Below are 12,679 nucleotides of genomic sequence, written 5' to 3' on the forward strand. Positions count from 1 at the left end.
CTGTCGGGCCGGTGTGGTACTCCTGGTCCGATCCCACGGAACCAGTTGCGAGGAGGCCCCGTGCTGACCCTGCACCGCGCCGAGCGGTCCGACACCCTGGCCGTCACGCTGGGCGAACTGCTCGCGGTACCGCTCGCGGACCCGTTCGCCCGCGAGGTGGTCGCGGTGCCCGCCAAGGGGGTCGAGCGCTGGCTGACCCAGCACCTGTCCGCCACCCTCGGCGCCCGCACCGCCGACGGGGTGGCGGCGAATATCGAGTTCCCGTCGCCCACCGCCCTCGTCGACGCCGCTCTCGCGGCCGCCACCGACACCCGCGCGGAGGACGACCCGTGGGCGCCGCAACGGATGCGGTGGTTGCTGCTGGACATCGTCGATGCGCACCTCGGCGAGCCGTGGTGCGCGGTGCTCGCCCGCCACCTCGGCCACCCCGACCCGGCCGACTTCCGCCGCGGGCGGCGCTACGGGACGGTTGCGCACCTGACCGAGCTGTTCCGCAGCTACGCCGCTCAGCGTCCCGCGATGCTCGTCGACTGGGCCCGCGGCCACGACACCGACGGCGCAGGCGCCGAGTTGGGCGACCTCGCCTGGCAGGCGCAGCTGTGGCGCCTGCTGCGGGAACGGATCGGGTCGCCCGGTCCCGCCGAACGCCTCGAGGCGGCCTGCGCGCGGCTGCGTGACGAACCGGATCTGGTGGATCTGCCCGAGCGGGTGTCGGTGTTCGGCCCGACGCGGTTGACCACCGCGCAGTTGGCGGTGCTCGATGCGCTCGCGTACCGGCGCGACGTCCACCTGTGGATCGCGCACCACAGCCCGGCGTTGTGGCGGACGCTGTCCGAGTTGCCGGTCGGCCGGCCGCTCGTCACCCTGCCTTCCGCCATGGCTCGCGCCGCCGACGACAGTGCGCTGCGGGTGACCCATCCGCTGCTGGCCGCGCTGGGCCGCGACGTGCGTGAGCTGCAACAGCGGCTGTCCGGCCGCGAGATTCTCGACGAACATCACCGCGGCGCGCCGGCACCGCCGACGCTGCTGGGCAGGCTGCAGTCCGACCTCGTGGCGGATCGTGCGCCGGTCGCCGGTGCGGTCCCCGACGGCACCGTGCAGATCCACGCCTGTCACGGCCCGGCCCGCCAGGTCGAGGTGCTCCGCGAGTGCCTGCTGCACCTGTTCCAGCAGGACGAGACACTCGAGCCGCGGGACGTGCTGGTGATGTGCCCGGACGTGGAGACCTACGCGCCGCTGGTGCGCGCCGCCTTCGGTCAGGACGAGCACGGCCACCCCGGCCACCGGCTGCGGGTCCGGCTGGCCGATCGCGCACTACACCAGAGCAATCCGGTGCTCGGCGTGGTCGCCGCGCTGCTGGCGCTGGCCGACGGCCGGGTGGCGGTCAGTCAGGTGCTCGACCTCGCGGCCACCGAACCGGTCCGTCGCAAGTTCCGGTTCACCGATGACGACCTGGAACAGCTGCAGCAGTGGATGACCGACGCCGGGGCGCGATGGGGGATCGGCAAACGCGAACGGCGCAACTTCGGTCTCGGTGACTTCCCGCAGAACACGCTCGGTGCGGCACTCGACCGCGTCCTGCTCGGCGCCGCGGCCGACAGCGCGCAGGGACAATGGCTTTCGCTGGCGCTGCCGCTCGACGACGTCGACAGCAACGACATCACTCTGACCGGCCGGCTCGCCGAGTTCGTCGACCGGCTCGACGTGTCGCTGCGCGGACTGGCCGGGCCGCAGCCCACGCAGGCCTGGGGGCAGGCGCTGACACGGGCGCTGGACCTGCTCGTCGAGGTCGCCGACCGTGATGCGTGGCAACTGGGACAGGCGCGGCGCGAACTGGCCGCGGCCATCGAGCACGGCGACACCGCCGAGCTGCGCCTGGCCGACATCCGAGCGATGCTGGGTGCACGGCTGGCCGGCCGCCCCAGCCGCTCGAACTTCCGCACGGGCGAACTGACCGTGTGCACGATGGTGCCGATGCGGTCGGTGCCGCACCGGGTGGTCGTGCTGCTCGGCCTCGACGACGAGGTGTTTCCGCGGGTCGCCGGGATCGACGGGGACGACGTGCTCGCCCGTAACCCGCTGATCGGCGAGCGCGACGCGCGTAGCGAGGACCGGCAGTTGCTGCTCGACGCAGTCTGTGCGGCCGGTGAGCAGCTGCTGTTGTTCTACACCGGGGCCGACCCGGTCACCGGTGCGCCGCGGCCGCCCGCGATCCCGCTCAGCGAACTGCGTGACGTGCTCGAGGCGATGGTCGGCGCCGACGCGATGGGTGAGGTCGTGCGGCGGCATCCGTTGCAGCCGTTCGATGCCCGCAACTTCGATGCCGCCGGGCCGTTCAGCTTCGACCGGGCCGCGCTGGCCGGGGCACAGGCCGCGGCCACCGACGCGGCGCCCGAGCCGCGGCTGCTGCCGGCCGCGTTGTCGCCGCTGCCGCCCGGTGATGTGGACCTGTCCGACCTGGTCGCGTTCGCCCAGCACCCCACCCAGGAGTTCCTGCGCCAGCGGCTCGGCTTCCGGGTGCCCGACCTCGACGAGGAGATCGACGACACGCTTCCGGTGGAGCTGGATTCGCTGGCACGCTGGGGAATCGGTCAGCGCATGGTGGACACGCTGCTGGCGGATCCGCGTGACTTCGCATCCGCCTTCGCGGATTTCGGTGCGGCCGAATGGCGTCGCGGGACGCTGCCGCCGGCGAAGCTCGGTGCGGGTGTGCTGTCGGGCCTCGAGGCCGATGCGCGCGCGGTCGTCACCGCCGGGCACATGTCAGGGCTACCGGAGACAATCGACATCGACGTCGAACTGGGGGACGGCTGCCGCCTCACCGGAACCGTGGGCGGGGTGTTCGGGGACGTGATCGCGCGCAGCACCTTCTCCAAGCTCGGCGCGAAGCAGCGGCTGGCCGCCTGGGTTCAGTTGCTCGCGGTCGCGGCGTCGCGGCCGGGGGAGCGCAGTTGGCGGGCGGTGACCACCGGCCGCGGGCAGTTCAGCAACCCGACCGCGCAGTCGACGCTGCTCGCGCCCGCCAATGCCCGCGAGCATCTGCTGGCGCTCGTCGCGTTGCGGGCGCGCGGCCTGTGCGCGCCGCTGCCGTATGCGATCGGCGCCTCGAACATGTATGCCGAGACCCGCCGCGAGGGCAAGTCGGTCTCGATCGCACGCGAGAACGCGCGCCGCGCCTGGGAATCGAAGTTCGGCGACGGCGTCGATCGGCACATCACCTACGTCTACGGCGACGAACCGCCGTTCACCGTGGTGACCGACGAGCCGGATCCGGGTCCGGAGCAGAACGCGTTCGGCGCGCTCGCGCGCGCGGTGTGGGAGCCGCTGCTGGCGGCAGAGAGCATGGGACGTTGATGAGCGGCAACACCTTCGACCTGTGTGGACCGCTGCCCGCGGGGACGACCGTGCTCGAGGCGAGTGCGGGCACCGGCAAGACCTATGCGATCGTGGGCCTGGCGGTCCGCTACGTGGCCGAGGCCGGTGTGGATCCGGCGCGGATGTTGCTGGTGACGTTCTCGCGCAACGCGACCAAGGAGCTGCGCGAACGTACCCGCGCGCGGTTCGCCGCGGTCGCCGCGGGGCTGGCCGACCCGGCGCCTGGCGACGACCCCCTGGTGGCGCACCTCGCCGCGGCCGACGAGCAGACCGTCGCGTTGCGCCGCCGCCGGCTGCTGCAGGCGCTGTCGGACTTCGACGCGACCACGATCGCGACCACCCACAGCTTCTGTCAGCGTATGCTCGACGGCCTCGGACTCGCCGGTGAACGCGACCCCGGCGCGGTGGTCGTGGAGGAGGCCACCGAGATCATCGAGGAGACCATCGCCGACCGGTACCTGGCGGTGTTCGGCACGCGCGAGCAGCGCTCGCTCGGTCCCGGGGAGGCGCGCAAGGCCGCGCGCGGGGCGGTGTTCGACCCGCAGGCGGCGCTGGTGCCCGACGACGCGGCGGGCACCGCCGCCGGCGATGCGGTCGCGTTCGCCGGTGAGGTGCGCGCCGAGGTGTCGCGCCGCAAACAGGTGCTCGGCATCCGCGACTACAACGACCTGCCGACCCTGCTGCACGGGGTGCTCACCGATCCGGCGCACGGACCCGCGGCGTGCCGACGGGTGCAGGAGCGGTTCGAGGTGGTGCTGGTCGACGAATTTCAGGACACCGACCCGCTGCAGTGGGGGATCCTGCGCAGCGCCTTCCACGGGCACAGCACGCTGATCCTGGTCGGCGACCCCAAGCAGGCCATCTATGCGTTCCGCGGCGCGGAGGTGCTCGCCTACCTCGACGCGGTCGGTTCGGCCGACGCGCACCTGGAACTCGGTGTGAACTGGCGCACCGACGCCCCCCTCGTAGCGGCGCTGCACCACCTGTACGGCGGTGCGGCACTGGGGCATCGGAAGATCGTCGTGCACCCGGTCGGTGCGGACCAGCGGAAGTCGCGCGCCCCCGGAACGGCGCCGCTGAGGCTGCGGTACCTGCCGCGCACCGGCGCCGGACCGCTGAACAAGCAGGGTTTCCCGGTGGTCGGTCCGGTCCGGCGGCGGGTCGCCGAGGACGTCGCGGCCGACATCGTCGCGCTGCTCGAACGAGGCGCGCCGCTGCACCTGGCCGGCGAGGACCGTTCCGTCGCGCCCGGTGACATCGCCGTCCTCGTGCGCAAGAACGCTCAGGTCACGCAGGTGCACGCGGCCTTGGAGCGGGCCGGGGTCCCGGCCGTGATGGTGGGCGGGCAGAGCGTGTTCCTCACCGCCGCCGCGAAGCACTGGCTGTGGCTCCTGCAGGCGCTCGAACAGCCGCACCGTGCGGACCGCGTGCGGTTGGCCGCATTGACGCCGCTGCTCGGACGCACCGCGGAGAGCATCGACTCCGGCGGCGACGATGCGGTCGCCGAGATCGGGTCGGTGCTGCGCGAATGGGCGATGGTGTTCGCGCAGAGCGGCTTCGCGGCGCTGTTCGAGCGCCTGGCCACCTGGAGCGGGCTCGAGGAGCGGCTGCTGGCCCGGGCCGGCGGCGAACGCGGACTGACCGATCTGCGACACATCGCGCAGCTGCTCAACGGCGCCGCGGTCGCGGACTCGCTGGGCCTGGCGGCGCTGACCCGTTGGCTGACCGAGCAGATCCGGGACCCGAACGTGGGCGGATCCGACCGCAGCCGACGACTCGACAGCGACGCGGCCGCGGTGCAGATCGCGACCGTGCACGCCAGCAAGGGACTCGAGTACCCGTTCGTCTACGTGCCGTTCGGCTGGGACGCGGCCAAGCCGTTCGTGCCGGACCGGCTGTTGCTGCACGACCACGACGGCCGGCGCATCCTCGACGTCGGCGGCGAGTACGGACCCGGCTACCGCGACCGCCGTGCCGAACACGACGCGGAGGAGGCGGGCGAGGAGCTGCGCCTGCTCTATGTCGCGCTGACCCGCGCGAAATGCCGGGTGGTGGCCTGGTGGGCGCCGTCGTCGTTCACCGACCGCTCGGCCCTGCACCGGATCCTGCTGGGGCGCAAGCCCGGCGAACTGGACGTGCCGCCCAGGGCACGGGTCGCCGATGACGAGACCGTCGCGCGGCAGCTGTCCGAGTGGGCGGCGGGGTCGCCGCTGATCGCGCTCGAGGCCGTCGGCGACGGCGCGATCGCCGTGCCGACCTGGACGCCGCCGCATTCGCCGGGCGGCGAGCTGGCCGCCGCGGAGTTCACGCGCGCCATCGATTTCGAGTGGCGCCGCACGTCCTACTCGGCGCTGACCGCGGCCGCGCACGACATGGCCGGTCACGACATGAGCGATCACGCCGCGGCCGAGTCCGACGAGCAGGTGATCGACGACGAGCCGCAGGAGCCGCCGCTGAGCGAGAGCGCCGGCGAGGGGCTGCCGTCCCCGATGAACGGATTGCCGGCGGGCGCCGCGTTCGGCACCGTCGTGCACGCGGTGCTCGAGGTCGTCGACACCGCCGCGGCCGACCTCGCCGCCGAGGTCGGCGACCGCTGCCGGGAGGTCGTCGAAGCCGGATTCTCCGACGTCGATCCCGAGGCGCTGGCCGTCGCACTGGTGCCGGTGCTGCACACCCCGCTGGCCGGGGGTGCGACGCTGGCCCGGATCGCGCCGTCGGATCGCCTGCCGGAGCTGGACTTCGAACTGCCCCTCGCCGGCGGCGACGACTGCGACAGCGCCGTGCGGGTGACGCTCGGGCAGGTCGCCCGGCTGCTGCGGGCACATCTGCCGGCCGGCGACACGCTCGCCGGGTACGCCGACCAGCTCGACGCGCTCGGGCCGACCGTGTTGCGCGGCTACCTGACCGGCAGCATCGACGCGGTCCTGCGCCTGCCGGCCGGCGACGGGGCCGGGCACCGCTATGTGGTGGTCGACTACAAGACCAACCGGCTGTCGATCGGTGATCTGACCACCGCGGACTTCACCCGCGCCGCGATGGCCGCCGAGATGATCCGTGCGCACTATCCGCTGCAGGCGCTTCTGTATTCGGTTGCGCTGCATCGGTATCTACGTTGGCGACTGCCCGGATACGACCCGGCGGTCCACCTGGGCGGGGTGCAGTACCTGTTCGTGCGGGGCATGGCCGGGCCCGACACCCCCGACGGCGCCGGGGTGTTCGACTGGACGCCGCCCGCGCAGCTGGTGTGCGCACTTTCCGATTTGCTGGCCGGAAGTGAGGTGGCGGCGTGACCGAGGTGCGGGTGGCGCAGCGCGGCAAGGGCTTGCTGCGGGCGTTCAACGAGGCCGGGGTGCTCGACGCCGCCGATGTGCACGTGGCGCTGCGCCTCGGCGCGCTCGGCGGTGAGAACTCGGAGCCGGTGCTGTTGGCGACGGCGCTGACGGTGCGGGCGGTCCGATCGGGCTCGGTGTGCCTGGACCTGAGCCGGATCCGCGACGTCGCGGTCGACGAGTGGGCGGTCGCCGACGGCGAGGAGATCGACGTCGCGGCGCTGCCTTGGCCCGCGGACGAGGTGATCCGGGCCGGGCTCGCGGCCAGCCCGCTGGTCGCCGGCGGTCCGGCCGGGCCGCTGCGGCCGCTGCGGATGGTCGACGATTTGCTCTACCTGGAGAAGTACTTCCGACAGGAACAGACGGTCCGCAACGTGCTCGACACGCGCGCACAGGACCTGCCCGAGGTCGACGAGGTGGAACTCGCATCCGGGCTCGCGCACCTGTTCCCCGACGCGCAGGCGCCGGACCGGCAGCGGATCGCCGCGGCCGTCGCCGCGACCAACCGCACCGCGGTGATCGTCGGCGGGCCGGGCACCGGCAAGACGCACACGGTCGCGCGGGTGCTGGCGTTGCTGCTGGGCCAGCACGGGCCGCGGCTGCGCATCGGACTGGCCGCTCCGACGGGCAAGGCCGCGGCCCGGTTGCAGGAGGCTGTGCGCGACCAGGCGGAATACGTGGGCCTGCCGCCGGATCTGACCGCGATGACGCTGCACCGCATGCTCGGCTGGCGGCGCGCCGGCGCCACCCGGTTCCGCTACAACGCGAGCAATCATCTGCCCTACGACGTGGTGGTGGTCGACGAGACGTCGATGGTGTCGCTGACGATGATGTGCCGGCTGCTCGAGGCGGTGCGGCCCGACGCCCGACTGGTGCTCGTCGGCGACCCGGACCAACTGACCTCGGTCGACGCCGGGGCGGTGCTCGCGGACCTGGTGAAGCGGCCGGTGCGGTTGCCGGCGAACCCGGTGCTGGCTCGGGCCGTCCAGGCCGATCTGCAGGCCACGGACGACCCGGCCGAGGCGGCGCTGAGCGAGCGGGAACGGAACAGGTTGGGAGCCGGGGTCATCCGGCTCAGCCGCGGGCGACGGTTCGGCGGCGAGATCGCGCGACTGGCCGCCGCGGTGCGCGACGACCGGCCGGACGAGGCTCTGGAGATCCTGCGCTCCGGTGCCGAGGACGTCTCGTTCGTGGCCCCGGACGATCTGGGCGACCTGCGCAAGGACGTGATCGTGTCGGCCGAGGCGGTGACCGCGGCGGCCGACGAGGGTGATGTGGTGCGCGCGCTGCGCGAGTCGGAGCAGCACCGGTTGCTGTGCGCGCACCGGGACGGTCCGCACGGGGCGTCGTGGTGGGCGCGGATGTCGATGGACTGGATCGGTGAGACGACCGGGCGACGGATCGACCCCGACCGCTGGTATCCCGGGCAGCCGTTGCTGGTGACCGCCAACGACTACGAGGCGCGCATCTACAACGGTGACACCGGCGTCGTCGTGCGCGGCGGCGAGGGCGAACTGGTCGCGGCGTTCGCCCGCGGTGAGGATCCGCTGCTGCTGCACCCGAGCCGGTTGTCGTCGGTGCAGACCGTGTACGCGATGACGATCCACCGGAGCCAGGGCAGCCAGTACGACACCGTGTCGGTGGTGCTGCCCGCGGAGGGGTCGTCGCTGCTCACCCGCGAGCTGCTGTACACGGCGATCACCCGCGCGCGTTCGCACGTGCGGATCATCGGCACGGAAGACGCACTGCGCGAAGGCATTGCTCGGCAGGTGCTTCGGGCCAGCGGGCTGCGGCGCGAGTAGGGCGGGGCGCGGGAAGGGAGGAGCGCGGGAAGGGGGATCGCGGGAAGCGCGGGGCGGGACTACTCGTCCGGACCATACAGCGCGGCGATGTCCTGCGACTTCGCCCACCGGCTGTAGGTCGGCGACTGCGGCCAGCCGTCCGGGCAGTCCTGCCATTCCTCCTGCCGGCCGTAGGGCAGTGTGTCGATCAGCGCGAAGGTGTGGCTGAGCTGCTCGACGCCGCGGCCGGACGTGTGCCAGGTGCGGTAGACGGTGTCGCCGTCGCGTAGGAACACGTTGAGGTCGAACCCGCCGCCGGGCGGTGCGCCGACATCGGCGCCGAAGCTGCTGTTCGAGGTCGAGTACCAGGGCATCGTGTTGCCCACCCGTCGCCGGTATTCGAGCGCCTCGTCGATCGGGCCCTGGGTGACGACGACGAACCGCGCGTCCCAGTTGTCGAGGAATTCGAGCCGGGTGAACTGCGAGGTGAACCCCGTGCAGCCCGGACACTGCCACTGCTCACCCGGGAACCACATGTGGTGGTAGACGATCAGTTGCGAATTCCCGTCGAACACGTCCGCCAGCCGGACGGCACCGGCCTCGCCCTCGAGCGTGTAGTCGGGCATCCGCACCATCGGCAGGCGCCGCCGCGCGGCGGCGATCGTGTCGAGCTCGCGGGTCGCGGCCTTCTCCCGCACGCGCAGCGCGTCAAGCTCGCGCTGCCAGGACTCGGCGTCGACGATCGGCGGCAGTGGGGTGGTGGTCATGTCTTTGCTCCCTCGCGAATCGTGGTCGGCGGTGTACAGGTACCGACCGAAACGGAGCCGGGAACTCATCGGTCCGCGCGAACCCGCGCGACCATGTCCTCGACCGCCGTCATCACCACGTCGGGCCGGTCCTCGGGGATGTCGTGCGAACTCGGGTCGGCGTGGATGAGCGTCCGATTCGATGCGGCGCCCGCGAATTGGGCTTGCGCCGCCTTCCACAAACGCGCGTCCTGCGGGGTGTCGAAGGGGGTCTGCGAGGACACGATCACCGTCGCGGGAACGATGTCGGGCGAGGACATCCGGTGGTAGGCGCGGTGGGCGGGACCGTAGTCGGCGGCCTGGGCGAGTAGTTGGCGCGTCTGCCGCGTCTGCGGCTTCCCTCGCAGTTCCGCGATCTGATGGGCGTTCGCCGCGACGATCCTCGCTGTCTCGGCGTCGGTGTAGAACTCGGGGAGTGACGCGTCCACCAGCACCGCGCCGGCGACCCGGTCCGAGTCGGACCGTACGAGTTCGGTGGCGACCTCGCCCGCAAGTGAATGCGAGACCAGCACCGCGCCCCGCACCCCCAATGCGGTGAGGCCCGCCCGCAGGTCCGATGCCGCATTCGCGGCCTTCCACGGGCCGGGGACCTCGTCGCTCGCGCCTTCGCCCGCCCGGTCGTAGGTGATGACCTCCGACCCGGTCCGCTGCGTGAGGGCAGGCGCGATCGCGTGCCACTGCGAGGAGTCGAGCCCGCCGCCGGCGTCGAGAACGATGGCCGGCCAGTGGCCGGGGATCACATGAAACGCGAGTCGATGCCCCTCGTTGGCGATCATGTGTAACGACCCGGCGGAGGCAGCCGACTGCTCGGTGGTCGTTGCTGTGTCTGACGATGCGGCGCAGGCACCCAGGCCGCCCGCCGTGAGTGCGGCGAGCGTGACGACGATCGCCGCTGTGCGGCGTTGTGCGAGCGGACGGGGGATCATGGGGCGCACACCTTTCCGTGGACGAGATCTCGCCGGTGCCCGTTCCGACCGGCGCCGGTTCACAGCTTGCGGTGTGCGGGTGCTCGGGGACATCGCCCCGGCGAGCCATCCTCGGGTAGTTCCCAGGTATGAGGAGGGACTGTCGTACCGACAGGAGGATCGAGCGCCGCTGTCTGCGGGCTCACCCCAACAGTCGGCCCAGCGCGCTCGGTGGAAGCTCGGCACCGGCCCGCCGCCGGAACAGCTCGGCGGGCCGGCCCGCGCCTACCGACATCTCGCCGGTCGGTTCGAGCGCGTCGACGACCAGGCGGCGGAACGTGTCCTTCGGCAGGGCGCGCGCGAAGATCGCGTCGTACAACCGCCGCAGCGCGAGCACGGTGAATGTCTCGCCGATCAGCGCTGCCGGGTCGACGCGGCGCGCGTAACGCTGCCGCAGATCGTCGACGGCCGACTCGACCATCTCGGCGTGGTCGAACGCGAGCGGCAGGGTCGGTCGGCCCAGTTCCAGCGGGACCGTGAGGGTGCCCGGCGGCAACCGGTCGGCCGCCAGCGCGGCACCGTGCGCCATCGACAGCACCCAGCCGCGGTCGTCGCGCCCGGGTTTGTCGAACATCGCGAGCTGTTGGAAGGCAAGGTCTTTCAGTCGCGCCTTGCTGCGCAGCGCGCGTTCGGCGGCGTCCGACAGTCGCTCACCCGGCCGCAGGAAGGTGCCGGGTAGTGCGAGGGTGCCGCTCGGCGTGTGCACCACGACGACGTGCAGTTCGGCATCCACCACGGTGAGCACGGCGACGTCGACCGCGACCGAGGGGCGCGGATAGTCGGTCAACGTCTTGCCGTCTTTGTCGGTCCAGGTACTCACGGCTTGCACTTTAGCGCAGAAGTGCGCTAATAATTAGCGCAACAACGATCTAAAAGGAGTGGCGATGAGGCTGACCGACGATCAGAGGAACCGCGCGGCGGGTGTGCTGCTGGCGACAGCCGCGGGCGACGCGCTCGGCGCGGGATACGAGTTCACCACGCCGGCGCCGACCGCGCCGATCGAGATGATCGGGGGCGGGCTCGGCGACTTCGCGCCCGGCGAGTGGACCGACGACACCTCGATGGCGGTGGCGGTCGCGGAGGTGGCGGCGACCGGGGCGGACCTCGCCGACGAGTCGGTGCTCGACGCGGTGGCCGCGCAGTTCCTGCGGTGGTTCGACTCGAATCCGCCGGATGTCGGCAACCAGACCCGCGCGGTCCTGTCGGTGCGGCCGCAGTCGGGCCGCGCGATGGCCGAGCGGGCGGCGTCGCTGCCCGGGCGCACCGGCGGCAACGGTTCGCTGATGCGCACGGCGCCGGTGGCGTTGGCCTACCTCGACGACGAGGCGCGCTGCGTGACCGCGGCGCGGGCGATCAGCGACCTCACCCACGCCGATCCTCGCGCCGGCGAGGCCTGTGAGATGTGGTCCTACGCGATCCGCCACGCCGTCCTGCACGGCGACTTCGATGGCGTGCGCGGCTATCTCGACACCGCGGACGCGACGGTCCGCGCCTACTGGGGTCCGTTGCTCGACCGCGCCGAATCCGGCTCGCCCGCGGACTTTCCCCGCAACGGCTGGGTGGTCGACGCACTGCTGACCGCGTGGTGGGCGATCAGCGGGGTAGAGGAGAGCGGGCCGGACCAGTTGCCGGCGGCGCTGGAGCGTGCCGTGCGCGCCGGCAACGACACCGACACCACCGCGGCGATCGCCGGCGGGCTGCTCGGTGCGCGCTGGGGCGCGACCGCCGTGCCGGATCAGTGGCGCGCCATGCTGCACGGCTGGCCCGGCTACCGCGCCGACGATCTGGTGAGGCTGGCGCTGTCGACCGTCGACGGTGGGACGATGGCCACGGAGGTGTGCGCATGACCATCATCGAGGTCGTCGAGGGCGACATCACCAAGATCCGCGTGGACGCAATCGTCAATGCCGCGAACTCGTCGCTGCTCGGCGGCGGGGGAGTCGACGGCGCAATCCACCGGCGCGGGGGACCGCAGATCCTCGCCGAATGCCACCGCCTGCGGGAGACGACGCTGCCCGGCGGACTCGACGAGGGCGCGGCCGTGGCCACCACCGCCGGGAACCTGCCCGCGCACTGGGTGATCCACACGGTCGGCCCGCGGTACTCCACCCGCGAGGACCGGTCCGCGCTGCTGCGCTCGTGCTACACCCGCAGCCTCGCCGTCGCCGACTCGCTGGGTGCGGCGACCGTCGCATTCCCGCTGATCTCGGCAGGGGCGTTCGGCTGGCCAACGGCCGACGCGGTGACGAAGGCCGTGCACGCCATCGGCTCCGCGCGGACCTCCGTGCAGATCGTGACGATGGTTGCGTTCGGCCGCGAGGTCGCGGAACTGATGCGCCGCGCGGTCGGCTGACCCGGCGATTGACGGCGAAGGCGTGACGTGCCGTAAGGTTTCGCCCCGGGAATCGCTGACATGGGGGGAT

Annotated in this window: 8 protein-coding genes; 5 read left to right on the forward strand and 3 right to left on the reverse strand. The window is 72.4% G+C overall.

The window, feature by feature from the left end:
- The first annotated feature begins 60 nt into the window (after window positions 1-60).
- The 3 genes from recC to recD are packed head-to-tail and all read left to right on the forward strand — an operon-like array spanning window position 61 to window position 8,506.
- Window positions 61-3,354 carry an exodeoxyribonuclease V subunit gamma gene (gene recC / locus G4X40_RS21085; protein ID WP_277835466.1) on the forward strand — a complete coding sequence of 1,098 codons (3,294 nt, stop codon included), beginning with the start codon at window positions 61-63 and terminating at the stop codon, window positions 3,352-3,354.
- Window positions 3,354-6,665 carry a UvrD-helicase domain-containing protein gene (locus G4X40_RS21090; RefSeq protein WP_277835467.1) on the forward strand — a complete coding sequence of 1,104 codons (3,312 nt, stop codon included), beginning with the start codon at window positions 3,354-3,356 and terminating at the stop codon, window positions 6,663-6,665. The genes recC and G4X40_RS21090 overlap by 1 nt, the downstream gene beginning before the upstream one ends.
- Entirely contained in the window at window positions 6,662-8,506 is a 1,845-nt protein-coding gene (gene recD / locus G4X40_RS21095; protein ID WP_277835470.1) for an exodeoxyribonuclease V subunit alpha, read from the forward strand. The genes G4X40_RS21090 and recD overlap by 4 nt, the downstream gene beginning before the upstream one ends.
- A 59-nt stretch (window positions 8,507-8,565) precedes the next feature.
- Here recD and G4X40_RS21100 read toward each other — a convergent pair whose 3' ends face one another.
- From G4X40_RS21100 to G4X40_RS21110, 3 genes are all read right to left on the reverse strand, one after another.
- Window positions 8,566-9,252 carry a DUF899 domain-containing protein gene (locus tag G4X40_RS21100; protein WP_277835472.1) on the reverse strand — a complete coding sequence of 229 codons (687 nt, stop codon included), beginning with the start codon at window positions 9,250-9,252 and terminating at the stop codon, window positions 8,566-8,568.
- Between the two features lie 65 nt (window positions 9,253-9,317).
- A complete protein-coding gene (locus tag G4X40_RS21105; RefSeq protein ID WP_277835474.1) occupies window positions 9,318-10,217 on the reverse strand; it encodes an alpha/beta fold hydrolase in 900 nt (299 codons plus the stop codon).
- Between the two features lie 181 nt (window positions 10,218-10,398).
- Window positions 10,399-11,076 (reverse strand): NUDIX hydrolase, encoded by a 678-nt coding sequence (locus G4X40_RS21110; protein ID WP_277835475.1) that lies wholly within the window; start codon window positions 11,074-11,076, stop codon window positions 10,399-10,401.
- 64 nt (window positions 11,077-11,140) lie between these two features.
- On the opposite strand from G4X40_RS21110, the gene G4X40_RS21115 reads away from it, so the two are divergent.
- Together G4X40_RS21115 and G4X40_RS21120 are read left to right on the forward strand one after the other, a co-directional pair.
- Window positions 11,141-12,103: an ADP-ribosylglycohydrolase family protein gene (locus G4X40_RS21115; RefSeq protein ID WP_277835477.1), complete on the forward strand. Its 963-nt coding sequence runs from the start codon at window positions 11,141-11,143 to the stop codon at window positions 12,101-12,103.
- Window positions 12,100-12,609, forward strand: coding sequence for an O-acetyl-ADP-ribose deacetylase (locus tag G4X40_RS21120; protein ID WP_277835479.1), 510 nt, complete (start codon window positions 12,100-12,102; stop codon window positions 12,607-12,609). Before G4X40_RS21115 ends, G4X40_RS21120 begins: the two co-directional genes overlap by 4 nt.
- The last annotated feature ends 70 nt before the right edge of the window (window positions 12,610-12,679 follow it).

The sequence above is a fragment of the Speluncibacter jeojiensis genome, from assembly GCF_029589495.1.
Taxonomy (GTDB): domain Bacteria; phylum Actinomycetota; class Actinomycetes; order Mycobacteriales; family Mycobacteriaceae; genus Speluncibacter; species Speluncibacter jeojiensis.

What these genes read in the sequence shown, in the direction of transcription:
- G4X40_RS21105 (WP_277835474.1), bottom strand. Translation starts at nt 10,217, where the DNA reads ATGATCCCCCGTCCGCTCGCACAACGCCGCACAGCGGCGATCGTCGTC.
- G4X40_RS21115 (WP_277835477.1), top strand. Translation starts at nt 11,141, where the DNA reads ATGAGGCTGACCGACGATCAGAGGAACCGCGCGGCGGGTGTGCTGCTG.
- G4X40_RS21090 (WP_277835467.1), top strand. Translation starts at nt 3,354, where the DNA reads ATGAGCGGCAACACCTTCGACCTGTGTGGACCGCTGCCCGCGGGGACG.
- G4X40_RS21120 (WP_277835479.1), top strand. Translation starts at nt 12,100, where the DNA reads ATGACCATCATCGAGGTCGTCGAGGGCGACATCACCAAGATCCGCGTG.
- G4X40_RS21100 (WP_277835472.1), bottom strand. Translation starts at nt 9,252, where the DNA reads ATGACCACCACCCCACTGCCGCCGATCGTCGACGCCGAGTCCTGGCAG.